The organism is Microbulbifer sp. NBRC 101763 (genome assembly GCF_040371615.1).
GTDB lineage: Bacteria > Pseudomonadota > Gammaproteobacteria > Pseudomonadales > Cellvibrionaceae > Microbulbifer > Microbulbifer variabilis.
Map to the genome: position 1 here is coordinate 1 of NZ_BAABQV010000002.1, position 26356 is coordinate 26356.

The following is a 26356-nucleotide window of genomic DNA, read 5'->3' on the forward strand; positions in this document are numbered from 1 at the left end:
ATACGATCGCTTGCGGTGTATTACTACAGATTGTTTTACCGACTTATTTGGGGTTATCGCCGGTCAACAACATGACCGAGGCAAACAGCGATAACACGGCAGGCCAAGCACATTGCTTATAAGACCAGCGCCAACCCAAGCCAGTTTGCCTGACGACAATAGAGTTGTGGAACCACCTGATCCCTTGCCGAACTCAGAAGTGAAACGCAACATCGCCGATGGTAGTGTGGGGCTTCCCCATGTGAGAGTAGGTCATCGTCAGGCTTCTAATCCGAAAGGGCCACCCAATGGGTGGCCCTTTTTTTATGTGTAAAAAAAATACCCGTGAAGAGCCGTAAAGAAGAAAAGCAAAAACTTGGAAGTTAAAAATAAAAAGAAGTTAAAAATAAAAAAGTAAAGATGAAACAAAGAAAAATTAAAAAAGAAAAGCTAAAAATAAAAACTAAGAAAATAATGTGACAAAGAAACCCCTTGAAAAATTTAAACAGGAAAAACCCCGCTAAAAAGTCGAACACGTTTACGCGGCTGTAAATAAAGAGTTCTCCTCGCGGCTTTCTCTCCTGAAAAAAATTGAGCGCCCAGCTATTTTTTACTGCAACCTTCCCTGGAATGGCATTCCCAAATAATTTACCGCAGTACTACTAGTAGTCTTCCCGGAAAAAATCTTCCCAATAAAGAAATTATCTCCGCTGTAAAAAAGGGCCTGACAGGGATAAAAGTGACACAAAAATACCAACGAAAAAGCCGGTGATTTTTTGTGCGCTCGCGCAATGTCACACAACTGTAAGGCTGGCAGCGGATATACCACAGTTATACACAAGTCTATCCAGCCATTCTGTTAATAACGGCCGACCTGTGGAAATCACCCTAGAATCAGTGGTGTTTTTTTACCCATTAAAAGACCCCCTATGGAAACAAAGGCCTGAAAGTGGATATCCCGGAGTTATGCACAGGTCTATCCATGGATTCTGTTGGTAAGATTTTTTATGAAGAATAGTTCTAGATTTTGTCTTTATTTGGTACTGAAGTTAACGCCTATCCTTAAAGGAAGTTGACGCCACTAGAGACTCGTTTGTGTCCTTGTTCAAGATAATCATATTTATAGTTCTTCGAAGCGGATAATTTTGGTTTGCCGAGTTCTGGGCTCGTTAAAGTTTGAGGTCTCTTGATGAAAATAGTATTCGCTTGTTTGCTGGCTAGTCTATTTGCAGGGGTTGGAGCCTCTAATGCAAGTACGCTGATTGTAGGCAATAAATATGAAGGTACAGTCAGCTTTATAGACCTAGAGAATGGCCAGGAAATAAAACGGCGGGAAACGGGGGGCGCACCTCATGAAATGATTCTTTCTCCCGATAAGAGCAAGGCAGTAGTGGTTTCCTATCTTGAGGACGGCTATGTAGGTGAGGAATTAAATGTTTTTGATGTGGCAACGGGCAGGCGCATTAGTGTCATCAAAATAAGCCCGCATATGGGTCCCCATGGTATTGCCTGGTTGGGCGAAAGTAACAATGTGATTGTCACAACAGAAGAAACCAATGATGTTATTAAAGTTGATGTTTCATCGGGAAAAGTAATTGGATCTGTTTCAACAGATCAGATAGGCAGCCATTTATTGGCTCTATCACCGGATAGCAAAACCGCTTATGTCACCAGTCGCGGCTCTGATACTTTTAGTGTTATCGATACAGAGTCAATGAACCTGAAAACCACTCTTCCTGCCGGTGAGGGACCAGAGGCAGTTTGGGTCAGCCCCGATGGTAAGGAGTTATGGATAGGAAACAATCAGTCGGAAAATATTTTTATCTACGACACTGGTAGCCTCAAGAGGAAGGAGACCTTGGATGTAGGCTATTTACCTATTCGGATCCGCTTTAATCCGGATGGGAAGTTAGTCGCTGTGGCTGACCTACAGGGACATAGGATACTGATCTATGATGCTGCGACACGGAAAGAGATCAAGGCAATTGACGTGGGTGCTGTAGGTGCCCGTGAGCCCGCTTCTCTACTATTTTCTCCAGATGGGAAATTCCTATTTGCGGGATCTCAAAGAGATGGCAAGGTAGTAGAGATAGACACTGAGGATTGGTCTGTTGGAAGGATATTCAGGGCCGGGCAGGGAGCGGATGGTTTGGAGTGGAGCCCGGTAAAGACCAAGTCGCAATAAGACTAGCGGCGCAAATACTTAGTTTGTTCTGGGCCTGCTGTCTTAGAGCTTTCCCCTTAAGTGTTGCCTAAAGGGCTACAGTATAGATTTTGAGATCTTGGACTTTGCCATCAATAGTATAATAGTTGGCAACTGTATCAGTGTGGATCCCGCCAGCCCGCTTAGCTATGGCGATGCTCGCTTTATTTTCAGAGAGGCACTGAATACCCAGCTGCTGAATACCCTGACTATTTTTTAGATGCGCACATATTTTTTCTACTACTCTCGTCATAACGCCTCGGCCCTGGCAGTGGGCGGAGAGCCAGTATCCGATTTCGGCGTATTGCTTTTGGGGGTTTACCTCTTTAATACCAAAAATGCCTGAAATTTTTCCTTCAACGATAATTTTATACCAGGCAGCTCCGGTATTATTACTGTAAATACGTTGACGAAGATATTCCCTGGTGCTGGATAGATCCTTTATTGACTCTACCCAGTAGAGATATTTCGCCAACAGGGAACGATTTTGTTCAATAAGTAAATGGATTTCCTGCGCATCTCCATCTGTGAGGGGTTTGAGGAGAATATTTTTTGTTACAGAGATTTGCATAGTTACCAACTTTAACTAAATAAGCTGAATTTACCTACTTTGATAAGCGGTTAGGTAAATTCACCCAGGCCCTGCTGTCAGGCGCGATGATAAAGAGAATACGCATTCTCTTCAAAAGCATACGAAAATTTCTCCCCAGGTTATGATTTATACCACCGTAATGATAAGAGATTTAATCTTTTCCCTAAATGTGAATCAAAACAAGTTCCACTACAGCCCTGGAATCAATTAGGTAATCGATAATTTACAGGCTGGTAATTGCAGGAAACCCAGTGGTGATGCTGCAAATTATATTTCCAGCATAAAAGTAACCGGGCCGTCATTCAGCAGGGAAACCTGCATATCTGCGGCGAAAACACCGCTGGCTACAGGAGAAAACTGGGACTTTGCGCGTTTGACGAAGTAATCATACAGAGCCTCGGCTTGCTGGGGGCTGGCGCCTCGGCTGAAGCTGGGACGCAAGCCGCGGTCAGTTTCGGCCACCAGGGTAAATTGACTGACAACCAGTAAACCACCACCGGCCTGCTGGACATTCAGGTTCATACGTCCATTTTCATCAGAAAAAACTCGGTAATTCAGTACCTTATTCAGTAATTTGTCCGCGCTCTCATGACCATCTTTTTCCTCTATGCCCAACAGAAGCAGCAATCCATTGTCGATAGCTCCCACTGACTTTCCAGCCACATTTACACGGGCGTGGCTAACCCGCTGGATCAATCCTTTCATCTCAGAACTCTTTGTCTCTCTGGAACCCTGTGAGTAAATGGCCTAGATTAGCGGACTGGCTAACGTAGAGAAACCGAGAATACGGTATGAGGAAACAGTTAATAGCGCTCCTGGCTGGAGCCTTGACCACAGCGGCTAGTGTGCAGGCGGCAGACAATTACCCAAAGAGTAAAGCCGTCGAACATGTGGATGAATACTTCAGTATCGAGGTGGCAGACCCCTATCGGTGGATGGAGGACATGTCCAACAAAGAGGTTAAAGAGTGGGTTAAGGCCCAAAATGAGCATGCTCTGCCGCGTCTGAAGGATTTACCTGGTTGGCAGAAGATCAATGACCGCCTTACGGAACTGTGGCGCTATGAGCGATATGGCGTGCCCTATAAGAAAGGTGACAGTTACTATTACGACTATAACAACGGTGACTGGGACCAGAATATTTTCTACCGCACCCCAGAGCTTGCCCAGGACGGCAAGCCAATGCTGGACCCGCGCAGCCTGAGCGAGGATGGCACTATTGCAGCCAAACGCCTCAAAGTCAGTCCAAAGGGCCGATACCTGGCTTACGGTATCTCTGATGGTGGGACTGACTGGACCGACTATCGTATTCGCGATCTTGAGACAGGCAAGGACTTGGAGGAGCAGCTGACCGGTATCAAGTTTAGTGATACCAGTTGGGCTCCGGATGAGTCTGGTTTTTACTATAGCCGCTACCCGTTCAACAAGGATGGCACTGCAGATGATAGCAAGCAGGTAGCAGTCTATTTTCACCGCCTGGGGGATGCTCAGAAGCAAGACCAGTTGATATACCAAATTACGGATCATCCCACCCGCAACCCTGGAGCAGCGGTAAGTGACGATGGGAACTACCTGTTATTCGGTATCTTCGATGGCTATGACTCCAACGGCTTCTACTATCGCGACTTGCGCGATAAAAGTGGCAAGGTCGTCAAGCTGCTGGATGACTGGGATGGTCTGTACCAGTATCTTGGCAATAAGGGGAGCACTTTCTTTTTTGAGACCAGCGCGGGAGCACCACTGGGGCGTGTGATCGCTATCGACCTGAATAGGCCGCAACGCAAGAACTGGCGTGACCTGGTGCCGGAAACAAACAGTGCCCTGCAGAGTGCCAGCTATATCGGCGATCGCTTCGTACTTCATTACCTGGAAGACGCCAAGTCGCGGGTATTGGTGACCGATACCAACGGCAAGAAACAGTACGAGCTGAAGCTACCCGGTGTGGGTTCCGTGAAGGGCTTTTACGGCGAGCCGGATGAAGTGGAGACCTTTTATTCCTTCTCCAATTTTATAACCCCGCCGAGCATTTACCACCTGAATGTGCAGACTGGTGAAACCAAGCTGTTCAAGCGGCCGAAATACGCGACAGATTTCTCTGGCTTAACCGTGAGCCAGCATTTCTATAAGAGCAAAGACGGCACCCGCGTACCTTTATTCCTGGTGCATAAGAAGGGCATGAAACGCGATGGCTCCAACCCTACGCTGCTGTATGGTTATGGTGGTTTCAACTCCGCTCAGTTGCCACGCTTCTACAATCGCTTTGTGGGCTGGCTGGATATGGGCGGTACCCTGGCACTGGCCAACTTGCGCGGTGGTAGTGAGTACGGCAATGCCTGGCATCAAGCGGGCACCAAAACCCAAAAGCAAAATGTATTCGATGACTTTATTGCCGCAGCTGAGTGGCTGATTGAGGAAAAAGTTACCTCTCCAGAGAAACTGGGTATCAGTGGCCGCTCCAACGGTGGACTGCTTGCGGGTGCGACTCTAGTGCAGCGCCCAGACCTGTTTGCTGCGGCACTACCTGTGGTGGGTGTACTCGATATGCTGCGCTATCATACGGCTTCCGCCAATGCGCGTCAGTGGTCAAGCGACTATGGCTTGAGTGAAAATCGTGAGGAATTTAAAGCGTTGCACGCTTACTCTCCAGTGCACAATACCCGCAGGGGTACCTGCTATCCAGCCACTCTGATTACCACTGCCGATCGCGATGATCGAGTGGTGCCCTGGCATAGCTACAAGTTTGCTGCCGCCCTGCAGAGGGACCAGGGCTGTAATAAACCTGTATGGCTCGCGGTGGAGACCCGGGCGGGGCACGGCGCAGGCAAACCGATATGGATGCAGGTGGAAGACTTTGCTAATCAGTGGAGCTTCCTCGCCTACCAGCTCGGTATGAAAATCGAGTAATCTTTCCAATTAATCCGACATAAACGATACCGAGGCCATTTATTGAGGCTCCCGGTATTAAAGAAAAGTTGGATGAATTTCTGGGGTCGTATCACTGAAGGATTGGGTGTGCGGCCCGCTCTGCCGGAGCAGCGGTACCGCCAGCCGGTTTGCCCTTCCGGAGGGTGGCGGTTTCGGCAGAGAACATCACTGGGTATGAATAACGATAACTAATCATCCGGTGGATTTATGAAACATGCGTTTGTAACCGGGGGCAGTGGCTTCCTCGGTGCCAACCTGGTGGAGCAGCTGGTTGACGATGGCTGGCGGGTGACCGCCATGCACCGGCGAACCTCAAATACGGATATGTTGCGCTCTATGGGGGCGGAATTGGTAGAGGCCTCGTTGGAAGACCTCGACTCTCTTCGCTCGGCTATCCCGGACAGTGTCGATGCTCTGTTCCATATGGCTGCTAACACCAGTATGTGGCGCGGTGGCAATGTCCAGCAATGGAGAGACAATGTCGAGGGTTCAGCAAATATTGCTAAAGTGGCTAGGGAAAAAAATGTAGGGCGTATGGTAGTCACCAGCTCTATTTCTGCCTACGGCTACCACAAAGATAAGATCACGGAGGAGAGTGCAAAACTGGCCGATGATCCTCGTCATCATTACTTATATACCAAGAAGCGAGAGGAAATTGCCGTACGCAAGGAAATTGATCAGGGGCTTGATGCGGTATTTCTCAACCCCTGTGCAATTGTGGGTAAATACGATACTTCCAGTTGGGCTCAGACTTTTTTTCTGATAGATAAAAACCAGTTACCGGGAGTGCCTCCTGGTTGGGGTTCTTTTTGCCATGCTGGCGCTGTAGCGCGGGCACATATTAATGCAGTGGAAAAGGGTCGCTGCGGAGAAAATTATATTCTCGCTGGTACTGACGCGAGCTTCCTGGAATTTTTCGGAAAAATAGCCGAGTTGTTACACAAGCCTGTGCCCAAGCGTACTACTCCCGCCTTTGTTATTCAGTCTATTGCCTGGTTTTCTGATCTCTGGTCGCGAGTGAGCGGCAATGAGCCGGTCATTACCCCGGAAAAGGCTACCCTGGTTACACGCCGGGTTGTAGCCAGCAGCTCCAAGGCAGAACGCGAACTCGATTATCAATCACAGGTGGCATTGGATACTATGTTATGCGAATGTCGTGATTGGTTAGTACAGCAAAATTTATTGGAGTCAAAGTGAATCGCGGTAATATTATTTTTATTTTGGTCGCCTTATTACTGGTTCTGCAATTAATTCAGTATTACTTTTTCTCGGGCGCCCATTAGCGCCCCACCTCTGTATCTACCAAACGCCAGTATCCAATGATTTATCTCCCGATTTTTGGTTTTTTTGTATTAATGGCAATTTTTTAGGAGTCGATAATGGAGGAGAAGCGCTGCGGTTGGTGTCTGTCAACGCCATTGTATCAGCAATACCATGACGAGGAGTGGGGGCGTCCGGTTACAGATGATAAAACCCTGTTCGAATTCCTATTGTTGGAAGGTGCCCAGGCCGGACTTTCCTGGATTACAGTTTTGAATAAAAGGGAAAATTACCGCCGCTTGTTTGATGATTTCGATGTGGGAAAAATCGCGCGCTATACACCCAAAAAAGTGGAAAAGTTACTACTGGATCCGGGCATTATTCGCAATCGCCTGAAAGTGGAGTCCGCAGTAAAAAATGCTCGCGCCACCCTGGCTTTGCGAGAAAAGGGGCAATCCCTATCGGAGTTCCTGTGGCAATTTACTGATGGCCGCGTCATAGTGAATCGTCCGGCCTCCCTCAAGCAGGTACCTGCCAGTACGGTAGAATCTGATGCTATGAGCAAAGCGCTAAAAAAAGCCGGTTTCAGTTTCGTAGGCTCTACCATTATGTATGCCCATATGCAGGCAACAGGAATGGTGAACGATCACCTGCAATCCTGCCCCGCCCACCAACGCTGTGTAAACGAGGCGGAGGGTGCGGGGCTTTTGTAGGGGGATAACAGCAGGGGGTGAGTGCGCCACGCTCACCAGGAAGGCGCCCATGAATCCGGATAATCTGGTTACAGAATACTGGCCCCTGGCGATCACCGGCCTTCTGCGCCTGGGGGCCGCTTTATTGGTGATTGCGTTGACTCTGGTTGCGGTGCACTTGGTCCGCCGTGCCATTGAGCGCCTCCCCAGTCGCCTCGATGCCACCCTGGTGCCGGTGTTGCGAAATATCACCACCTGGGCGATTTATATTGTTGGAGCGCTGGTGGTACTGGATATCTTTGGTATCAACACCACCAGCCTAATCGCCCTGCTCGGCGCCACTGGGTTGGCAGTGGGATTTGCGCTAAAAGATACCCTTCAGAATATTGCCGCAGGATTTATCCTGTTGGGGCTCCGTCCATTCCGTGTGGGTGATGTCATTCAATTCGAGCAGACTCTGGGTACCGTGCGTGAGGTAGGCTTCTTCACTACCGAGCTGGATACCCCAGACGGCCTGCATGTCAGTGTGCCCAACAGCGTGATCTGGGGGCGGGTACTTACTAACTTCAGCCATAACAAGACCCGCCGTATTGAGATAGTGGCGAGTATCGCTTATGGGGATGATATAGAGGCGGGTTTGGAAGTGTTGCGTAAGCTGGTAGAGCAGGAGCCTCGAATTCTCGCTAAACCGGAACCCAGTTATATGGTGCGTGCATTGGCCGATAGTTCTGTGGACCTGCAGTTGCGAGCCTGGACTGGAACTGACCAGTACTGGAGTGTTTACTGGGAGCTGATGGAGCGCCTTAAGCCGGCGCTGGAAGAGGCTGGATTAACAATTCCCTTTCCCCAGAGAGAGCTGCGAATACTGCGAGAGGATATGTCCAGGAGCAAGAGTCGTCCCGCGAATTCGCGGGGCGCTAACACGGGACCTGGATAACGCCTTTTACTGGGGTGAAATAACCTCTTCTCCCACGGCTCAACGCACAGATATGGCGTTTGAAAGAGCCAGAATCGACAGTTCAAAGATTTCGTGTCAAAGTTAGCGGCGTTTTTTTGTACAACTTTTGACCGAGATAGGAAAATGCCGATTAAGCTGAACAACCCTTTGATCCCCAGCCTGATGGCTGTCGCTATCCTCGCGGGCTGTCAGGGCGATAAGGCCGCTCAGGCAGGAGCGAATGCCGACAAAGCTCAAAGTGCCGTTGCCGAAGCCCCTGTAGCCGTTGATGCGGTGGCTGAGACCAAGCGCCTGACGGAGTGGCTGGATGCGCGCTATGAAGAGCAGCTGCAGTTCAGTCCCATGCAGCTATCCTATCTCGGCCGCAAGGAGCAGTACGACCAGATCGACGATATGAGCGAAGCCGCCGAGGCGCGCCAGCTGGCCTGGAAGGAAAAGGCCGTTGCGGAACTCAAGAAGAATTTTGACTACGAAAAGCTCAGCCAGGAGGGGAAAACTTCCTACGATATCTGGATCTACCAGTTCGAGCAGGCCAAAGCCGCCGAGCCCTTTAAGCGCCACGGTTATATTTTTGAACAGATGGGCGGCGTACAGTCCCAACTGCCAAACTTCCTGCTGAACTTCCACAAGGTGGACAATATTGAGGACATGCAGGCGTATATCGCCCGTATCGGCGGCATTTCCCGCGCTATCAACCAGTTACGTGAGCGCGCAGAACAGTCCTCTAAAGAGGGTATCCGTCCGCCGCGCTTCGCTTACGAGGGTGCGATAGAGCAGTCCAGCAAGCTGATCGACGGTGCCCCCTTCTCCGATGGTGAGGACGCCCCCCTGTGGGCCGGTGCCAAGGGCAAGATTGCTGAGTTGCTCGAAGCCGGTAAGATTGACCAGAAGCAGGCTGATAAGCTGACGGACAATGCTCGCAAGGCTTTGGAAAGTGAGTTCCTGCCCGCTTATGAAAATCTGATCGCCTGGTTGAAGAAAGATGTGCAGAAGGCTTCCGCGGAGCCCCAGGGTGCCAGCAGCCTGCCGAACGGTATGGCCTACTACAACCAGCGTCTGGCAAATACCACCACTACCAGCCTGACCGCCGATGAAATCCACAGTATTGGCCTCAAGGAAGTAGCGCGCATCCGCAGCGAGATGGAGACCATCAAGAAGCAGGTGGGCTTCGAGGGCAACCTGCAGGAATTCTTCACCTTTATCCGTGAAGATGGTCAGTTTTACTACCCTAATACCGACGAAGGCCGCCAGGGTTACCTGGATGACTCCACGGCTTTTCTCGACAAAATCACCAAGAAACTGCCGGAATACTTCGGCTTGCTGCCTAAGGCCGAGCTGGTGGTTAAGCGGGTGGAATCCTTCCGAGAGCAGGATGGTGGTGCTCAGCACTATTACCCGGGCACTCCAGACGGCTCACGTCCGGGCATCTACTATGCGCACCTTTCCGATATGAGTGCCTACTCTACCACCGATATGGAGACGGTGGCATACCATGAGGGCAACCCCGGCCATCACATGCAGATCTCCATCGCCCAAGAGCTTGAGGGTATCCCACAGTTCCGCACCCAGGCGCACTTTACTGTATACGTAGAGGGCTGGGCGCTTTACTCAGAGAAGTTGGCCAAGGAAATGGGTGCTTTCGAGGACCCCTACAACCTGTTTGGCCACCTGACCGCCGAGATGTGGCGCGCTATCCGACTGGTAGTGGATACCGGTATGCACGCCAAGGGCTGGAGCGAAGAGCAAGCTGTAGAGTATTTCCTGGAAAACTCCGCAATACCCGAAACAGCTGTACGCTCTGAAGTGCGTCGCTATCTGGTATGGCCAGGCCAGGCTACCGCTTACAAAATTGGTATGTTGAAGATCCAGGAGTTGCGTAAGCAGGCTGAAGAGCAATTGGGCGATAAGTTCGATATCCGCGGTTTCCACGATACCGTTCTGAGTGGCGGCGCCTTACCGGTACCGGTTCTGGAAAGCCGTGTAGCTGCCTGGGTGGAGTCAGTTAAGCGCGCTTAATAGATACTGCTAGCAGCAAAAAAGCCGGGCTATGCCCGGCTTTTTTGTGTGTTCTCATCTGATAATCGTTTACTAATGGAAGGGGGTAAACCTTAGTTTTCCTTCGTTTGGGGTTTGGGGAGTTTTTAATGGATACAAATATTTACAGCGCACCAGAGGCTGAATTACATACAGAGTTCACGGAGGAATTTGATTTCTACGTAGTGTCCAGCGCTAAATTTTGGGTGATGAACCTTGGCACTATGGGGCTGTATTCTGTCTACTGGTTTTATCGACAATGGAGGGAATACAAGCGCGCAAGTGGTGAAAGCTTATGGCCTGTTATGCGTGCGATTTTTTCAATATTTTTTACCCATTCACTTTTTATTAAAATACAGAGCCACTTAGAAGAGGCAGAAATAGAATATAAATGGCGCCCTAAACTGATGGCTGCGATTTATATAGTTCTTGCGATTCTGGGCTCAATTATCGATAGAATTTCGTATCTTTCTGATGAATTCTCTTTGATTGATATTTTTAGTCCGGCGTTATTGCCTCTGACGGTTTGGCCTCTCTTTGAGGGACAGAAGGCAGCAAATACTCTCAGTGGTGATATCTCGGGCAAAGTAAATGCAAAACTAACGCCGTTGAATTTTTTGTGGTTAGGAGTAGGGGCCTTATTGTGGGCCATAGTGGTTTTTGGAGCTTACATTGTCATCAGTGGCGAATAAAAGGAGTTTAGAGGTGAGAAGAATCGTTATTTTAGTGTGTGCCTTAGTAGTGCAGTTTTTTACCACTAATCTGTGGGCCGAAGTGACCTCAACTGAAATTACTGTGCGAGCCAAGGCCAAAGATGCCAAATTTATTGGCTCCTCAATCGGGGGGGCTATGGTGATTATCCGTGAGGCGGATACCGGAGAAATCCTGGCCAAGGGGCTTACCCAGGGCAGTACCGGTGATACCGGCAAGATCATGAAGACACCACGCGAACGTTATGCTCCTATCGCCGGGGGAGCTGCGCATTTTACTGCTGCGCTGGATATCAGTGAACCGGTATTTCTTACTGTAGAAGTACTGGCCCCTTACATTAAGAAGCAGGCTCGTGTGGTAGCACAAACACAGACTTGGCTTGTGCCAGGCAAACCTATCAGCGGTGAAGGCTTGGTCGTGGAGATACCGGGTATGGTAGTGGACTTGCTCAGTCCACAGACTCACCTCTATACCGGCCTGGATAAGAGCCCATTCGAAATACGCGCTAATGTAGTGATGATGTGCGGCTGCTCCCTTACGGATGGTGGTCTGTGGGATGGTAGCAAGATAGAGGTTACTGCCCTGGTAAAGAGGGATGGTCGGAAATTCGCTACAGTTCCGCTGAAAATCCAGGACACCATGAATACCTTCAGTGCGCCTTTTCCCACCGATTTACCCGGCGCCTACGAAATATTGGTTTACGCCTATGATGCAAGGACCGGGAATACCGGTGTCGATAGGAGTAGTTTTATCGTGAAATAAAGCAATTGGTAGGGAGGCGCTACGAGTATGAAAGGCAGGGAGGAGAAATCTAAACAATCCCGTCGCGCACTGCTCGAAGAACACCGCCCCGAGCGAATTCACGCCCGCCTGGGTAAGGAGCCCAGGTCCCAGAGAGTGTCGGATTTTGTCCTCGGGGCTATCGATGGTTGTGTTACCACCTTTGCGATAGTTGCAGGCGCTTTTGGTGCTGGATTCACTGAGTCGGTGGTGTTGGTAATGGGCTTTGCCAATCTGATCGCTGATGGATTTAGTATGGCGGTTAGTAACTACGAGGCAGTGAGTGTAGAGCGGGATCAGGCAGCGGCGGCTGCCCGCACGGAACGCCAACATATTGATTTGGTGCCGGAGGGAGAGCGAGAGGAGATCCGCCAGATTTTTCAGCGCAAGGGCTTCCAAGGGCAGGTGTTGGATGAGGTTGTCGCAACTATCACTGCCAATCGCCAGCTGTGGATTGATACCATGTTGGCGGAAGAGTACGGCATTAGTCGCTCGGCACGAAGGCCCCTTGGCTCTGCGATAGTGACCTTTCTGGCCTTTATTGGTGTGGGCGCAGTCCCGTTACTTCCCTATCTTATCCGTCCGCTGGAAACCTCTGAGCAGTTCTATAGCAGTGCCGCTTTGGCTGCTTGCACTTTTTTTGCCATAGGCCTTTGTAAGGGGCTGGTGTTCTCACAGCGGGTACTGGCAGCGGGCGTCAAGACACTGGTGTTTGGTGGGGGTGCGGCCCTGCTAGCCCTGGCAGTCGGTTTTTTCCTGCGAGATATCATCAGCTGAGAGGTATCGTTCTCAGGCGGCCACTACCCGGTTGCGGCCACTGTTCTTGGCTCGATACATGCGTTTATCGGCTTCAGCCAGTAATTGGTTGTGAGGGCTGCCAGTACTGCTGCCTTCAACCAGGCCGAAGCTGATAGAGACTTTCACTGACTGTACATAGCGACGGCTAAGGGCCTCTACCTTTCGCCGCAATTTTTCCGCCAATACGCTGCCACCACGTACGTCGGTATTGGGTAGCAGCAGCAGGAACTCCTCACCCCCCCAGCGTGCCACAATATCCTCTGTACGAGTATTGTCCCGAAGGATCTTGGCTACATCCTGTAAAATACGATCGCCAAAAGCATGTCCATGGGTATCGTTAATCGCTTTAAAGTTGTCCAGATCGCCAATCAGGATCACATACCGGTCACGCAACTCCTTGTTACGGCGCTCCATATCATGGATAGCACGATAGGCCTCACGGCGATTGGCGAGGCCGGTTAGGGTATCGGTGGAGGCGTTTTTCTCCAGCTCCCCGGTTAATTTTTCCAGCAATTGTTGGGTGTGATGGCGACTGCTGTCGAGTAGTGCTGTCAGTGCCGTGAGAGCACCAAAAACGGCGATAAAGCGCGCGCGGTAGGCGGTATCATATTTGGCGGTAAGGCCTGGAAAATCTGGGTAGAAAAGGACAGTGGCTGTAACTATGCCAATGGCGATGAGTGCGGCGGTACCGGTCTTGTAACCGTATAGATTGATAAAGCCAGGTACCAGCATTACCGCCCACATCAAACCGGTATTATTTACTCCGCCGGATAACAGCAAATAAAAATAGAGTACTAACAACAGGATACCTACCAGGAGAGGCGTCTTCTCACTGGGACCCATTACATTGATTGTCACATAGGAAAACAGGATTACTACTGCCGCTGCAGAGAGGGTGATGGCCTGAAGGATATCGGCTGCTGTCAGTGCAATGACTGCCATGGCTCCCGTTACTGCCATGGCAAATATCAGCATATAGGAAGATGCCATGATACGACGACGCAAATCTATACGTTCCAATTCCTCCACCGGTGAGACCAGTGCGGGATTATGTTGGTTATACCCTGGAATCATAATTATCTCGATTGCTCTTCAGGCTGAGGCTTTCTGCTGGCGATAAAGCGCCAGGTAGCGTCACTATATTCATCGGGGAGTGAAGCAGCGCTGAGTATAGGAGGATTCGTTCACCGACCAAAGTAGCAAGCTACAGTATCTGTAAACCAAACTTTAGAACTGAGAAACTGTGACACAAATTATTCTGACTTGGGGCGATATTCTGACATTGCGCGGGGATGCACTTGTGTGTCCTGCACATAAACATCTTATTTGCGGTCGAGGGCTCTCTGCCCAGGTTTTTGCTCTGGGAGGTAAAGATCTCGAGCTGCAGTGTAAAAAACAACCGGAATGTACAGTGGGGGAGGCGCGTATCACCGATGCTTTCCATATGCCGGTAGATTATTTGCTTCACACTGTTACTCCACAGTGGAGCAGTGGTGATCAATGGGGGGCTCAAGCGATTAAGCAGCTCCGCTACTGTTATGAAAGTGTATTGAGCTTGGCGGGGAAAAAAGGTTTAAAACATATTCTCTTTCCGGCATTGGGTGCCGGCACCAACCGTTTTCCCCATGCAATTGCCGCGCATGAAGCCCTGGAAGTTCTTAATGAATATTCCAGTCAGTTTGATCAACTTACTGTTTGCCTGCACTCTCCCGCTGCCCTCGGAGAGTGGAAACGGGTTGAGCGGCGTTTCTTCACCGTGTGAATTAATCAAACATTATTAATGTACGATGGTGCCAGTAAGCAGGTGGCTAGAGTATTCGCTGAAAACGATGAAAGAGGCCTCAGCTCCTAAGTATACTTTTCATCGCTTTTATGGTTGTAAGTAAAGGTATTGAAATGTCGCCTGGGGAGGGCATATTTCTCTTACTGATAAAACGAATCTGGAATATGACAGTAGGAAAGCTCATCCACAGGGATTTTTCATTCACAGAGAAATTGTGAAAGGGATCTGTCAGTTTGAAAAATCGTCCAAAAAATTTTGTGCCTCCATATCCAGCCTGGGAACTGAATCTTCCGCTGACTTCCCGATATGTACAGTGCCAAGTTGCCTTACAGTTTGTTGGTGGCCATCGGGACGATTCACTATTTCAGCTATTGACTGAATCTCTGTCCAATACCCGAGGCCTAATGCACTATGAGCGGGCAGGTCACATTGATGCTTGGGGTGCGTATAACGATATTGCGATTGCCTACTGGTCCTGTGAAGAGTCCATGATGACTTGGTTGAGGGAAGGTTTTACTGATTTGCAGGGGGTAGTTCGGGGCAAATCGGGATCATGGTATGAGGCATTGACGGCTCCACGTACTCATTTCGAGGTTTCTGCCTCTACACCTGAAGCTGACTGGGGGATCTTTCGCCACTTTGATACTTGTGATCAGCATGATCATGCCTACTGGGGTGCGATGCGGGATCGAATAAGCGCTGCAGAAAATAGTGGGCTTCCAGGCCAATTACAAAGCTTACAGTTGCTACCTGCCGCAGAGCGATCGGACAAGGAAATATTCCTTCCCGGTAATTTATGTATGATTCGCACGGTACAGGGCTATTCTGCTGCCAGCCCTGAAGAACGGAATGCCTACCAAAAATCTCTGCGTCAGAAATATGAACAGGGAGTAAACTACTTGAATAAACATCCGGTTCAGTCGCGTTGTCTCAGTGCTCGACTGTTAAGTGATGAGCAGCCGGCACCGGGTAGACCAGATACTGAAACAATTGCCTGGTTTGCCTCCTTAAAAGACCTTGAAAACTGGGTGCACCATCACTCCACTCATAAGGCTATCTACGCCTCCGCACAGCAATATGCGAATCGATTTTCTCCTGGAATGCAATTGCTGCTGAGCCACGAAGTAGCCGTAGTGCCTCCTGGTAAGGGGCGGGCCGCTTACAAGGATTGTCATCCCGATACAGGGTTGCGACGTTTTTTAAGGTAATAAAATAATTGACGCTGAACTTAGTAGCTTGGGATAGAAGGTGACTGGGGTGTGCTCAATGTGATTTTTTATAAGGCTTAAGATTGATCCCTATAAAATCGATGATATAGCTCAAAAAGTGTATAAATACTTAAACCTCGGTGAATATCTTGATGAGGAAAACCGTTGCCTGCAAGAGTCGGTCGAAGAGCGCTCAGCGCTTATTGAGTTCGGTTGTGGCAATTGTCGTCATCTTAAGATTCTGGAGGCCGTCTCGAGTTTTTATCTGGGAATAGATTTTGACCCTGGTCACATTAAAAGTGCATGGAATCTTAGCGAGAATAAAAACTCTCAGATTTTTACTTTCTGAATAATGAGTCCTATCTATCGGAGTGCAGATATTCAATTTAAGCTCTAAAATTTTTTATTATTGGAATTTACTAATGAGTTTGCCTTTGTAAAAAATATGATAGAAATGAGTGACGAGGATATATGTCTAGACTTAAATTGGATATGCAAAGTAAATACTGCTTGCTGATATGTGAAACAAATTAAGGTGAGTATGTGATGTTTAGATCCTTCAGGTACAAAGGCATGGAGATTAGGTATTACGCTGCAAAACAGTGAATATCTGATATACCGTAGTTGGAGAGCTGTGGTAACGAAAGCTTTCATGGGTGGCTTACTTGGAGTTTTTGTCTATATGAGGTACATCCATTGCCTGCACCGCTGGAGAAAGACTGGGCCCCCAGTCCGTAGAAGACATGGGGATCTGTGAAGTAGATGGTGCCTTCTTCGTCATTCTAGGCAAAGGCGTATTGCACATGGGCCAGTTTGGAGAAATCCACATTGTCGTGGGTGAAGGAGGAATCGGCCCAATACTCCCAGTTGGCCCAATAGGCCGAAATACGTTTGATCTCCTGAGCATTGATATTGACGGTTAAAGTGAGTGCCGTGGCAAGCGTTACTACTTTTTTAAGCATTGCGACATCCCTCCAATATCCCTATTCGTTCCTGAGATTGCAGAGAAGAAAACATGACAATGACCTCCCAAGAGCCTTGGTGATGATGAAACCAAGTATTTTAGAAGTGAACTTTATAGTTGAGAAAATTGGAAAAAATTGGGGGATAAAAGTTCCGAATGAAGCTAGGAAAAGCGCTGAAATTAGATAATTTTTCTCGATAATTTGTGCAAGGAAAGTGAATAAACAAAAAAGTAAACTACTTATTTCAAGATAAAATCAGTTTCTACGAGATTGAGGGCAATATGGTGAGCTCTTAAAATGATTCAAGAATTAATTTTTATGATGTGAGCAAAAAAATAACAATAGTATTGATTGGGGTTATGCACAGGGGCAATTTTCCAGGTAAAAATTTAAGTGCTGGTGAAAAATAAATGGCAATAAACACTGCCTATCCGAATAAAGAATTTTTTCGAGGTTGCTTAAATTTCCAGCGCAGGCTTGTCTTCAAGAGTAAAAATAAAAAGGGCCCTATCAGGGCCCTTTTTACGCTGAAGAGAATACCTGTTATTTCTTCGCACGCTTGCGCATATTTTCCTGAAGGATTTTTTTGCGTATGCGGATATGGTTGGGGGTTACCTCAACTAGCTCATCCTCTTCGATAAACTCCAGCGCCTGCTCCAGAGTGTGGCGAATGGGCGGAGTCAGGGTCAGGGCTTCATCGGTGCCGGCAGCGCGGATATTGGTGAGCTGCTTGCCTTTGGTGGGGTTGACCACCAGATCGTTGCCGCGAGAGTGGATACCGATAACCTGGCCTTCGTAAATATCTTCGCCGTGGCCGAGGAACAGGCGTCCGCGATCCTGCAGGGCAAACAGGGCGTAGGCCAGCGTCTTGCCATTGACCATGGAGACCAGTACGCCGTTGATGCGCTTGGCCACTTCACCCTGTTTTACCGGGCCGTAGTGGTCGAAAATACTGGTCATGATGCCCGAGCCGCTGGTCAGGGTCAGGAACTGGTTGCGGAAACCGATCATGCCGCGAGAAGGTACAATAAAGGTCAGGCGCACACGTCCTTTGCCGTCCGGCTCCATATTGGTGAGCTCAGCCTTGCGCAGTCCCAGCTCTTCCATAATCGGACCCTGGTGTTGGTCTTCAACGTCGATCACCACTTCTTCGTAGGGCTCATGGATTTCACCGTCTACTTCTTTCTGAACCACTTCCGGGCGGGAGACTCCCAGCTCGAAGCCTTCACGGCGCATAGTTTCGATCAGCACTGACAGGTGCAATTCTCCGCGGCCGGATACGCGGAATTTGTCCGGGGAATCGCCTTGTTCCACGCGCAGGGCTACATTGTGGATCAGTTCCTGGTCCAGGCGTTCCTTGATATTGCGTGAGGTGACGAACTTGCCGTCCTGGCCGGCAAAGGGAGAGTCATTCACCTGGAAGGTCATACTCACGGTGGGTTCATCCACGCTCAGGGCGGGTAGGGCTTCCGGGGTTTCCGGGTCGCACAGGGTATCGGAGATATTCAGTTCGCCCACACCGGTGATACATACGATGTCGCCAGCACTGGCCTGCTCAACCTCTGTGCGCTCCAGGCCCAGGTAGCCCATAACCTGTAGAACCTTGGCTTTGCGGGAGTTGCCGTCGCGGTCCAGTACCAGTATCTGTTGGTTGGGGGTCAGAGTGCCGCGGGTAATGCGGCCTACGCCGATAACGCCCACGTAGCTGGAATAATCCAGGGCCGAAATCTGCATCTGGAAGGCGCCTTTGGGGTCTACCCTGGGCGGCTCTACCTTGTCCACAATCATCTGGAACAGCGGCGTCATATCGTCGGCCAGGTCGGTATCGTCGAGGCCGGCAATACCGTTGAGGGCGGAGGCGTAGACAACCGGGAAGTCCAGCTGCTCATCGGTGGCGCCAAGGCTGTCGAACAGGTCGAATACCTGGTCCATCACCCAGTCGGGGCGCGCGCCAGGGCGGTCAATTTTGTTGATGACGACAATAGGGTTCAGACCCTGCTCGAACGCTTTCTGGGTTACGAAGCGTGTCTGTGGCATTGGGCCGTCCACTGCATCAACCAGCAGTAGTACCGAGTCCACCATAGAGAGTACACGCTCTACCTCACCACCAAAGTCGGCGTGTCCTGGGGTATCGACGATGTTGATGCGGTAGTCATTCCACCGGATGGCGGTGTTCTTGGCGAGGATAGTAATACCGCGTTCTTTTTCCTGGTCGTTGGAATCCATAACCCGCTCGGCGCCTTCATCGCGACGGTCGAGAGTGCCGGATTGGGACAGCAGCTTGTCCACCAGGGTGGTTTTGCCGTGGTCTACGTGGGCGATAATCGCAATATTGCGCAGATTCTCTATCACTGGGGGCCTCTGGGCGTTAAATCTTGGTAAATCGGGGCGGGGGCCTGCGGGGTTTCTACAGCAGCATTCCGGCCAAAGGCGGCGATTATAGGGGGGGCGCATGACAATTGGGAGTGATTTTGAGTAAAAAATCACCGCCCACTGTGGAAGTGTCGGCTTGAGGGGGTAAGAGGGGAGCGCGGATAGCGGGGCTGTCCGCGCCCGGGAATTATTTCTTGATGCTTTCCGGCCTGTGGGGGATCTGTGGGCGCAACACGCCCACGTTGCGGTATCCCTCATCCATCAGGTGGGAGGCGTGCAAGCGGCTCATGACACCACGGGCGCAGTAGAGCAGGTATTCGCGCTCCTGGTCCAGTTGAGCGAAGCCGTTATTCAGACGGTAGAAGGGGATAGTCTGTACTTCACAGCCCTCAAGTTCCAGCGGGTCCATTTCCTCTTCATCCGGGTGGCGAATATCGATTATCACCGCATTACCGGGCTCTTCGCGAATCTCAACTTCAGGTGCCTGTCCGTCTACTTCTTCAATCACTTCATCGATATTTTGAATAGAGCGATTGCTGATAGCACGATCAAGGACGGTAAAATCAAAGCGGTTCTCTTCGGATTCCACTTTCTCGATTTTTGCGCGTGTGGTGGGTTTTACTGAAATCACACCGCAGTATTCGGGCATATTCGCGGCAAATTCCTCTGTGCCGATCTCCCGAGAGGTGCGGATAATGTCGGTTTTATCGGAGGTGATCAGTGGGCGCAGCACCAGGGTATCGGTGACGCTATCGATTACTGCCAGGTTTTTCAGGGTCTGGCTGGATACCTGGGCAATAGCTTCACCAGTCACCACCGCGTCCACCTCCAGTTCCTTGGCGATTACACTGGCAGCGCGCAGCATCATGCGTTTGAGGATTACACCCATATGGGAATCGTCGACGCGTTCGAGGATTTCCGCTACCACCTCGTCGAATGGCACAGTGACAAAGCGCACCCGGTGGGATGCGCCATATTTATTCCACAGGTAATAGGCGACTTCCTTAACGCCCAGCTCGTGCTGGCGTCCGCCGAGGTTGAAGAACAGGAAGTGGGTGCGGATACCACGCTTCATGGTCAGGTAGCTGGCCACGGTGGAATCGAAGCCACCGGATACCAATGAAAGGACTGGGTCCTGGGTTCCCAGGGGGAAGCCGCCGAGACCGGGGTGCTGTTCCTCAATCACATTGAGCTTGTCGTGGCGAATTTCCAATTTCACCGTGATATCGGGGTTCTTCAGCTTCACTCCAGCCGCTTCGGTATTTTTGTTGAGGCCACCGCCCACATACTGCTCAACATCCAGGGACTGGAAATCGTGCTTGCCGGTGCGTTTTACCCGCACACAAAAAGTCTTACCCTTCAGGGCCGGGCCCCATACAGAGAAAGTCTTTTCATACATATCGTGCAGATCGCCCAGTGGAAACTGGCGTACACGGGAGAAGTTAGCGATACCGGGGGTGTGGGAAAGAACTTCCTCAATTCGGTCGCCCAGGTGTGCTACAGCGTCCGGGGCGATCACATCGATCTTTTCCCAGTCCTTGCGCACCTGGATACGGTCGTCCAGCTGACGCAGCAGGCGCTGTAGGTTGTCCTTGAGCTGGCGCGACATACGTTTGCGCACAGGGTTGCTCTTAATGGTGATCTCGGGGAAAAACTTGACGACAAAGTGCATGGGAATCCGTCGGGTACCGCATGTTGATAGAAGGTGCGGCATTATAAACTAGCCGGAGGCAACTTGGTTGTGCACCGTTACCGGGCGATACTGGGGTAAAGTTGCGTCATTATGGTGCGCTTTTCTGTGGCCGCTCGGCCACAATGCATTTATCCTGCCCCAGTCGGCCCAAAGCTGTCGACCGCACCGGCGCCAACCGCCGCAGCGATGCAGTTGCCCTAATTTGGCACACTCCTTGCTTTATTTCACGCCAGGTAAAGAGTGAATGCCGGCAGCAAAGGCATAGCGACCAATTACTTTTCAAGACCTGGAGGACAGCAATGTCAGCGAAAACGCTCGGTTTGATTAATGAGAGTGAAGCAAAATGGGTGGACCTGCGCTTCACCGATACCAAGGGTAAAGAGCAACACGTTTCCATCCCCGTATCGGAAATTGACGGAGAGTTCTTCGAAGAAGGCAAGATGTTTGATGGTTCCTCCATCGCCGGCTGGAAGGGCATTAATGAATCCGACATGATCCTGATGCCGGATGACGAGACGGCTTTCCTCGATCCCTTCACCGATGAGAGCACCGTTATTATTCGCTGTAATATCGTAGACCCGGTCACCGGTCAGGGCTACGAGCGCGATCCGCGCTCCATCGCAATGCGCGCCGAGGAATACCTGAAGTCCACAGGTCTGGGTGACACCGCGCTATTTGGCCCAGAGCCCGAGTTCTTCGTATTTGACGATATCACTTGGGGTGCCGAAATGGGCGGCGCCTTTTACAAAATCAATTCCGAAGAAGCGGCTTGGTCCTCCGGTCATAACTTCAGTGAGGGCAATATCGGCCACCGCCCTGGTGTGAAGGGCGGCTATTTCCCCGTTCCTCCGGTTGATTCCCTTCACGATGTGCGTGCCGCAATGTGTTCCGCTATGGAGCAAATGGGGCTACAGGTGGAAGTACATCACCACGAGGTAGGCACTGCCGGTCAGTGTGAGATTGGTGTTGCAGCCAACACTCTGACCAAGAAAGCGGATGAGGTTCAGATTCTTAAGTATGCCGTACATAATGTAGCGCACGCCTACGGCAAGACCGCAACCTTTATGCCCAAGCCCCTTGTTGGCGATAATGGCTCCGGTATGCATGTGCACCAGTCCTTCACCAAGGATGGCGTAAACCAGTTTGCCGGCGATGCTTACGCGGGTCTGTCTGAGGCTGCTCTCTACTACATCGGTGGTATTGTGAAGCACGCACGCGCCCTGAACGCGATTTGTAACGCGTCTACTAACTCCTATAAGCGTCTGGTACCGGGCTTTGAGGCGCCGGTTATCCTGGCCTACTCTGCGCGCAACCGCTCCGCTTCCATCCGTATTCCTTACGTAACATCGCCTAAAGGCAAGCGTATCGAGACGCGCTTCCCGGATCCGACTGCCAACCCTTACCTGGCGTTTGCTGCCTTGCTGATGGCAGGTCTAGATGGTATCAAGAACAAGATTCATCCCGGAGATGCCGCCGATAAGGATCTGTACGATCTGCCCCCGGAAGAGCTGGCCGAGTACCCCACCGTAGCTGCCAGTTTGGAAGGAGCGTTGGACGCCCTGGATAAGGATCGTGACTTCCTGACCGAGGGTGGTGTTTTCACCAATGATGCAATCGACGCTTACATTGAATTGAAGCGCGAAGAAGTAGAGCGCCTGAACATGACTACTCACCCGGTTGAGTTTGACATGTACTACTCCGTGTAATAGCGAACGGCATCACACTGGTGCCGCCGAGTTGTTCGCGAAAAGCCCGCGCCGTCCTGGTGCGGGCTTTTTTATTGCGGGTAAACTGTCTATTGGGGAGGTTGATTCTACCGACTGCGAATCTGGTACTTTGAGAAGCAGTTGCCCCATTCAATTGAGGCCCCGACTGGGGCAAGAGAAAAGGAGCGTCCGCGTCGCGGTCGATCACGTTATGGGATTTTTGAGATCGTTTCAGGCACTTTTCCTTGTCGCCCCCCTGATGGCTTTTGCCGGTACCGATGGTGGCAGCAGCTCCGGTGCTATCTACAAGACTGTCGGCCCCGACGGGCGCGTGACTTTCAGTGACACTCCACCAGCCAGTGGTGAGGCGCAAAAGGTAGAGCTGGCCCCAATCAATGTCCAGCCCATCACCCTGCCTCGCCCTCTGCCTTCACGCAAGCTATCCCCTAAAGATGATGTAGAGGATGACGGCGGCAAAGAGAGCTACGCAGGGCCGATGTCAATCCAGATTGTGAGCCCCCTGGATGGCGCAACTATCCCCCCGGGACAGCGTATTATTCCGCTACAAGTGGATGTGCAACCGTCATATCCAAAGGGTGCCAGCTTTTATGCGGTGGTGGATGGTCAACCCTGGCGCGGCAATTCAACCGGCTCCAGCTTGGATATCTCAGCGCTGGAGCGCGGTAGTCACAGTGTGCAGGCGGTACTTATCGATGCCAGTGGGCGCATTCTGGCTCAATCAAAAGTCATTACTGTTTATGTGCAGCGCCCCAGCGTTGCCCAATTGGATAGCTCTATCCTTCGGGCACCTCAGTCAACCAAAGTGTCACTTGGGCCCAGTTTGGCCCAGTCTCAGCCCTGATTGGTTTGTATTACCGCTATCGTCAAGGGCGTCAGCGGGTCTTCGCAAACAATTCACAGCCCGCCTTTCCCTCCCTAGGCTGATTAAATTTTGACCTTCGCACCATTGTGGTGCATTCTCCTGGCTGAGCTGTGCAGCTCCAATGCTCTTGGGGGTGATTAGGCAAATCCTATCGATTGCGCACTGTAAATGCTCATCAGAAGCAACCAATGTGGGCCTGAATAGCCCTGTGCGCCATTTTGGTTTGCTTTTTGCACTGGCTAGATACAAGGGCTTATCGCGCCGGGTGCTAACCCTACCCCGGCCGCCGCAGAGAACCGGAAACCACTGAATGCTCAATGATCGCCAGCTGCGCCAGCTGTTAGACAGTCTCACTTCAGCCGTTATGGTGCTGGATGACACGTTATCACTCTGTTACTTGAACAATGCGGCCGAGGATTTGCTGGCGGCATCCAGTGCAAGGGTCAGCGGATTGCCGTTGGAAGAGGTCGTGCGAGAATCTGCAGCTGCGCAAAAAGCCATGCGTGATGCGCTGGTCAGTTGTGAAAAATATACGGTGCGCCGCGCTCGTTGGCGTCTGCACAACCTGGATACGCGCACTGTGGATTACTCGGTGAGTCCTGTCCCAGAGCTAGGTGTTTTGCTGCTTGAGGTGCAACCTATGGATCGCCTGCTGCGCATTGCACGTGAAGATGCATTGCTCAGTACCCAGGAAACTGCGCGTAACCTGGTGCGGGGCATGGCACATGAAGTGAAGAACCCCCTCGGCGGTATCCGCGGTGCGGCACAACTACTTCAGAGAGAGTTACCAGATGCCTCTCTGGAAGAGTACACACAGATCATCATTGAGGAGGTGGACCGCCTGCGCAATTTGGTGGACCGCTTGTTGGGACCGCGTCAGCCGGTGAAACTGGCGGAGACCAATGTCCATGAAATCCTGGAGCGAGTGGCACAGCTTCTAGAGGTGGAATGTGATGGTGAACTGAGTATCCGCAGGGATTACGACCCCTCTATCCCGGATGTACCAGCGGATCGCGAACAGTTGATCCAGGCACTGCTGAACATCGCCCGCAATGCGATGCAATCGATAAATGAGAGTATCGGTCTCGCCAGTGGGGAGATGGTATTGCGCACACGGGTCCAGCGCCAATTCACAATTGGTCGTCGCAATTGTCCACTGGTATGCCGTATCGAAATTGAAGATAACGGTCCCGGTATTCCCGAGGAGATCCGTGAGCGGATCTTCTTCCCGATGATATCAGGGCGCGCGGAGGGCTCCGGTTTAGGGCTATCCATATCACAGAACATTATCAGTCAGCATCGCGGCCTAATTAAGTGTGACAGCCGTCCCGGTCGCACGGTATTCCAGATCTATTTGCCGTTGACTATCGAATTAGCCAATACAGGAACCTAGAGAATGAGTAATCGCGTTTGGATAATTGACGACGACAGATCTATCCGCTGGGTGCTGGAGCGGGCGCTTTCTCGGGAGGGGATAGAAACCCAATGCTACGAGAGTGGCGATCGTGCCCTGGATGATTTTTACAGCGATTCACCGGACGTGGTGATTAGCGATATTCGTATGCCGGGCTCCGATGGATTCAAGTTGCTTCAGCGCTTCCAGGCGGAACGTCCAAACATGCCGATAATTATTATGACTGCTCACTCGGATCTGGATAGTGCTGTCGCCGCCTATCAGGGCGGTGCCTTTGAATATCTGCCTAAGCCTTTTGATATTGATGAGGCTGTAGCGGTTACACGCCGTGCCCTGGTGCACGCCAGTGAGCAGGCGCAGGAAGAGCGCATTGAACAGGATAATGGCACCGAGAATAAAGAAATCATTGGTGAAGCGCCGGCGATGCAGGAAGTTTTCCGTGCGATCGGCAGGCTCTCTCACTCAAATATCACTGTATTAATCAATGGTGAGTCTGGCACTGGTAAGGAACTGGTGGCTCAGGCGTTGCACAATCACAGTCCACGAAGGGAAAAACCCTTTATCGCCCTGAATATGGCCGCGATTCCGAAAGACTTGATGGAGTCTGAATTGTTTGGGCATGAGAAAGGCGCTTTTACCGGGGCCAGCTCCCAGCGTGCCGGGCGTTTTGAGCAGGCCAATGGCGGTACCCTTTTCCTGGATGAAATTGGTGATATGCCGGCAGAAACCCAGACGCGGCTTCTGCGAGTATTGGCGGATGGGGAGTTTTATCGGGTTGGCGGACACACTCCGGTAAAAGTGGATGTGCGGATTATTGCCGCCACCCATCAAAACCTTGAGGAGCTGGTACTGCAGCATAAATTCCGCGAAGACCTATTTCATCGCTTGAATGTAATCCGCATTCATATTCCAAGGTTGGCCGATCGCCGTGAAGATATCCCAAGGCTGGTGCGTCACTTCTTCAATGCTGCCGCAAAAGACCTCGGGGTGGAACCAAAAATCCTGACTAAGGAAACAGAGGGTTACCTGTCAGGTTTGGATTGGCCTGGAAATGTACGGCAGCTCGAAAATACTTGTCGCTGGATTACCGTTATGGCCTCTGGCCGTGAAGTACATATCGAAGACTTGCCCCAGGAACTGCACCAACAAGGGCAGGAGAGCGAAACCCCACTGGACTGGCAAAAAGCCCTACGTATTTGGGCTGATCAGGCCCTGTCATCCGGGCGGCGCGAAATACTCAGTGAGGCAGTTCCCGCATTTGAGCGTGCCCTGATCGAGATTGCTTTAAAGCATACGGCCGGGCGCAAGCGTGATGCCGCAGATTTACTTGGTTGGGGACGAAATACCCTGACAAGAAAATTAAAAGAGCTGGAGATTAGTGGCAATTAAGAACTATTTTT

General features: G+C 50.8%; 21 protein-coding genes and 1 rRNA gene. 16 read left to right on the plus strand and 6 right to left on the minus strand.

Features of this window, described 5'->3' with window-relative positions; genetic code table 11:
* Window positions 1–148 precede the first annotated feature (148 nt).
* Together rrf and ABWV76_RS05345 are read left to right on the plus strand one after the other, a co-directional pair.
* Window positions 149–264: ribosomal RNA gene (rrf, locus tag ABWV76_RS05340) — 5S ribosomal RNA — on the plus strand.
* A gap of 904 nt (window positions 265–1168) precedes the next feature.
* Complete coding sequence (locus ABWV76_RS05345; RefSeq protein ID WP_353375473.1) at window positions 1169–2164, plus strand: YncE family protein; 996 nt, start codon at window positions 1169–1171, stop codon at window positions 2162–2164.
* 67 nt (window positions 2165–2231) lie between these two features.
* On the opposite strand, the gene ABWV76_RS05350 is transcribed toward ABWV76_RS05345, so the two are convergent.
* On the minus strand, window positions 2232–2753 hold the full coding sequence (locus ABWV76_RS05350; RefSeq protein WP_020414103.1) for a GNAT family N-acetyltransferase: 522 nt from the start codon (window positions 2751–2753) through the stop codon (window positions 2232–2234).
* A 288-nt stretch (window positions 2754–3041) separates the two neighbouring features.
* Window positions 3042–3479, minus strand: coding sequence for a D-aminoacyl-tRNA deacylase (gene dtd, locus ABWV76_RS05355; RefSeq protein ID WP_282952156.1), 438 nt, complete (start codon window positions 3477–3479; stop codon window positions 3042–3044).
* A gap of 86 nt (window positions 3480–3565) precedes the next feature.
* Between dtd and ABWV76_RS05360 the strand changes: the two genes are divergently transcribed.
* From ABWV76_RS05360 to ABWV76_RS05395, 8 genes are all read left to right on the plus strand, one after another.
* The gene (locus ABWV76_RS05360; protein ID WP_282952157.1) at window positions 3566–5677 is read left to right on the plus strand and encodes a prolyl oligopeptidase family serine peptidase; all 2112 of its coding nucleotides are present in this window, start codon (window positions 3566–3568) and stop codon (window positions 5675–5677) included.
* A gap of 228 nt (window positions 5678–5905) precedes the next feature.
* On the plus strand, window positions 5906–6895 hold the full coding sequence (locus ABWV76_RS05365) for an SDR family oxidoreductase (RefSeq protein ID WP_020414106.1): 990 nt from the start codon (window positions 5906–5908) through the stop codon (window positions 6893–6895).
* 182 nt (window positions 6896–7077) lie between these two features.
* A complete protein-coding gene (locus ABWV76_RS05370) occupies window positions 7078–7671 on the plus strand; it encodes a DNA-3-methyladenine glycosylase I (RefSeq protein WP_020414108.1) in 594 nt (197 codons plus the stop codon).
* A gap of 49 nt (window positions 7672–7720) precedes the next feature.
* Window positions 7721–8587: a mechanosensitive ion channel family protein gene (locus ABWV76_RS05375; protein ID WP_353375474.1), complete on the plus strand. Its 867-nt coding sequence runs from the start codon at window positions 7721–7723 to the stop codon at window positions 8585–8587.
* Window positions 8588–8731: 144 nt separating this feature from the next.
* A complete protein-coding gene (locus ABWV76_RS05380) occupies window positions 8732–10624 on the plus strand; it encodes a DUF885 domain-containing protein (RefSeq protein ID WP_353375475.1) in 1893 nt (630 codons plus the stop codon).
* A 128-nt stretch (window positions 10625–10752) separates the two neighbouring features.
* A complete protein-coding gene (locus tag ABWV76_RS05385) occupies window positions 10753–11334 on the plus strand; it encodes a hypothetical protein (RefSeq protein ID WP_020414111.1) in 582 nt (193 codons plus the stop codon).
* Window positions 11335–11347: 13 nt separating this feature from the next.
* Complete coding sequence (locus ABWV76_RS05390; RefSeq protein ID WP_282952163.1) at window positions 11348–12115, plus strand: hypothetical protein; 768 nt, start codon at window positions 11348–11350, stop codon at window positions 12113–12115.
* Window positions 12116–12142: 27 nt separating this feature from the next.
* Complete coding sequence (locus ABWV76_RS05395; RefSeq protein ID WP_353375476.1) at window positions 12143–12910, plus strand: VIT1/CCC1 transporter family protein; 768 nt, start codon at window positions 12143–12145, stop codon at window positions 12908–12910.
* Window positions 12911–12922: 12 nt separating this feature from the next.
* Here ABWV76_RS05395 and ABWV76_RS05400 read toward each other — a convergent pair whose 3' ends face one another.
* Window positions 12923–14005: a GGDEF domain-containing protein gene (locus ABWV76_RS05400; RefSeq protein ID WP_020414114.1), complete on the minus strand. Its 1083-nt coding sequence runs from the start codon at window positions 14003–14005 to the stop codon at window positions 12923–12925.
* Window positions 14006–14174: 169 nt separating this feature from the next.
* On the opposite strand from ABWV76_RS05400, the gene ABWV76_RS05405 reads away from it, so the two are divergent.
* Window positions 14175–14693, plus strand: a complete 519-nt coding sequence (locus tag ABWV76_RS05405) for a macro domain-containing protein (protein WP_282952166.1) — start codon at window positions 14175–14177, stop codon at window positions 14691–14693.
* A 254-nt stretch (window positions 14694–14947) separates the two neighbouring features.
* Window positions 14948–15922: a phenylacetaldoxime dehydratase family protein gene (locus tag ABWV76_RS05410; protein ID WP_353375477.1), complete on the plus strand. Its 975-nt coding sequence runs from the start codon at window positions 14948–14950 to the stop codon at window positions 15920–15922.
* A gap of 782 nt (window positions 15923–16704) precedes the next feature.
* On the opposite strand, the gene ABWV76_RS05415 is transcribed toward ABWV76_RS05410, so the two are convergent.
* The 3 genes from ABWV76_RS05415 to thiI all read right to left on the minus strand — a co-directional run bounded on the left by ABWV76_RS05415 (window position 16705) and on the right by thiI (window position 20932).
* A complete protein-coding gene (locus ABWV76_RS05415; RefSeq protein ID WP_353375478.1) occupies window positions 16705–16884 on the minus strand; it encodes a hypothetical protein in 180 nt (59 codons plus the stop codon).
* Between the two features lie 546 nt (window positions 16885–17430).
* The gene (typA, locus tag ABWV76_RS05420; protein ID WP_020414119.1) at window positions 17431–19239 is read right to left on the minus strand and encodes a translational GTPase TypA; all 1809 of its coding nucleotides are present in this window, start codon (window positions 19237–19239) and stop codon (window positions 17431–17433) included.
* A 208-nt stretch (window positions 19240–19447) separates the two neighbouring features.
* Window positions 19448–20932, minus strand: a complete 1485-nt coding sequence (gene thiI / locus ABWV76_RS05425) for a tRNA uracil 4-sulfurtransferase ThiI (protein ID WP_020414120.1) — start codon at window positions 20930–20932, stop codon at window positions 19448–19450.
* Between the two features lie 320 nt (window positions 20933–21252).
* Here thiI and glnA point away from each other — a divergent pair, with 320 nt between their 5' ends.
* From glnA to ntrC, 4 genes are all read left to right on the plus strand, one after another.
* On the plus strand, window positions 21253–22659 hold the full coding sequence (gene glnA, locus ABWV76_RS05430; RefSeq protein WP_020414121.1) for a glutamate--ammonia ligase: 1407 nt from the start codon (window positions 21253–21255) through the stop codon (window positions 22657–22659).
* 211 nt (window positions 22660–22870) lie between these two features.
* A complete protein-coding gene (locus tag ABWV76_RS05435) occupies window positions 22871–23521 on the plus strand; it encodes a DUF4124 domain-containing protein (RefSeq protein ID WP_353375479.1) in 651 nt (216 codons plus the stop codon).
* A 331-nt stretch (window positions 23522–23852) separates the two neighbouring features.
* Entirely contained in the window at window positions 23853–24935 is a 1083-nt protein-coding gene (gene glnL / locus ABWV76_RS05440) for a nitrogen regulation protein NR(II) (protein WP_282952169.1), read from the plus strand.
* Between the two features lie 3 nt (window positions 24936–24938).
* Window positions 24939–26345: a nitrogen regulation protein NR(I) gene (ntrC, locus tag ABWV76_RS05445; RefSeq protein ID WP_020414124.1), complete on the plus strand. Its 1407-nt coding sequence runs from the start codon at window positions 24939–24941 to the stop codon at window positions 26343–26345.
* Window positions 26346–26356: the final 11 nt, after the last annotated feature.

What these genes read in the sequence shown, in the direction of transcription:
- dtd (WP_282952156.1), bottom strand. Translation starts at nt 3,479, where the DNA reads ATGAAAGGATTGATCCAGCGGGTTAGCCACGCCCGTGTAAATGTGGCT.
- ABWV76_RS05385 (WP_020414111.1), top strand. Translation starts at nt 10,753, where the DNA reads ATGGATACAAATATTTACAGCGCACCAGAGGCTGAATTACATACAGAG.
- ABWV76_RS05375 (WP_353375474.1), top strand. Translation starts at nt 7,721, where the DNA reads ATGAATCCGGATAATCTGGTTACAGAATACTGGCCCCTGGCGATCACC.
- ABWV76_RS05380 (WP_353375475.1), top strand. Translation starts at nt 8,732, where the DNA reads ATGCCGATTAAGCTGAACAACCCTTTGATCCCCAGCCTGATGGCTGTC.
- ABWV76_RS05365 (WP_020414106.1), top strand. Translation starts at nt 5,906, where the DNA reads ATGAAACATGCGTTTGTAACCGGGGGCAGTGGCTTCCTCGGTGCCAAC.
- ABWV76_RS05360 (WP_282952157.1), top strand. Translation starts at nt 3,566, where the DNA reads ATGAGGAAACAGTTAATAGCGCTCCTGGCTGGAGCCTTGACCACAGCG.
- thiI (WP_020414120.1), bottom strand. Translation starts at nt 20,932, where the DNA reads ATGCACTTTGTCGTCAAGTTTTTCCCCGAGATCACCATTAAGAGCAAC.
- ABWV76_RS05345 (WP_353375473.1), top strand. Translation starts at nt 1,169, where the DNA reads ATGAAAATAGTATTCGCTTGTTTGCTGGCTAGTCTATTTGCAGGGGTT.
- ntrC (WP_020414124.1), top strand. Translation starts at nt 24,939, where the DNA reads ATGAGTAATCGCGTTTGGATAATTGACGACGACAGATCTATCCGCTGG.
- ABWV76_RS05400 (WP_020414114.1), bottom strand. Translation starts at nt 14,005, where the DNA reads ATGATTCCAGGGTATAACCAACATAATCCCGCACTGGTCTCACCGGTG.
- ABWV76_RS05415 (WP_353375478.1), bottom strand. Translation starts at nt 16,884, where the DNA reads ATGCTTAAAAAAGTAGTAACGCTTGCCACGGCACTCACTTTAACCGTC.
- ABWV76_RS05435 (WP_353375479.1), top strand. Translation starts at nt 22,871, where the DNA reads ATGGGATTTTTGAGATCGTTTCAGGCACTTTTCCTTGTCGCCCCCCTG.
- ABWV76_RS05395 (WP_353375476.1), top strand. Translation starts at nt 12,143, where the DNA reads ATGAAAGGCAGGGAGGAGAAATCTAAACAATCCCGTCGCGCACTGCTC.
- ABWV76_RS05350 (WP_020414103.1), bottom strand. Translation starts at nt 2,753, where the DNA reads ATGCAAATCTCTGTAACAAAAAATATTCTCCTCAAACCCCTCACAGAT.
- glnL (WP_282952169.1), top strand. Translation starts at nt 23,853, where the DNA reads ATGCTCAATGATCGCCAGCTGCGCCAGCTGTTAGACAGTCTCACTTCA.
- glnA (WP_020414121.1), top strand. Translation starts at nt 21,253, where the DNA reads ATGTCAGCGAAAACGCTCGGTTTGATTAATGAGAGTGAAGCAAAATGG.
- ABWV76_RS05370 (WP_020414108.1), top strand. Translation starts at nt 7,078, where the DNA reads ATGGAGGAGAAGCGCTGCGGTTGGTGTCTGTCAACGCCATTGTATCAG.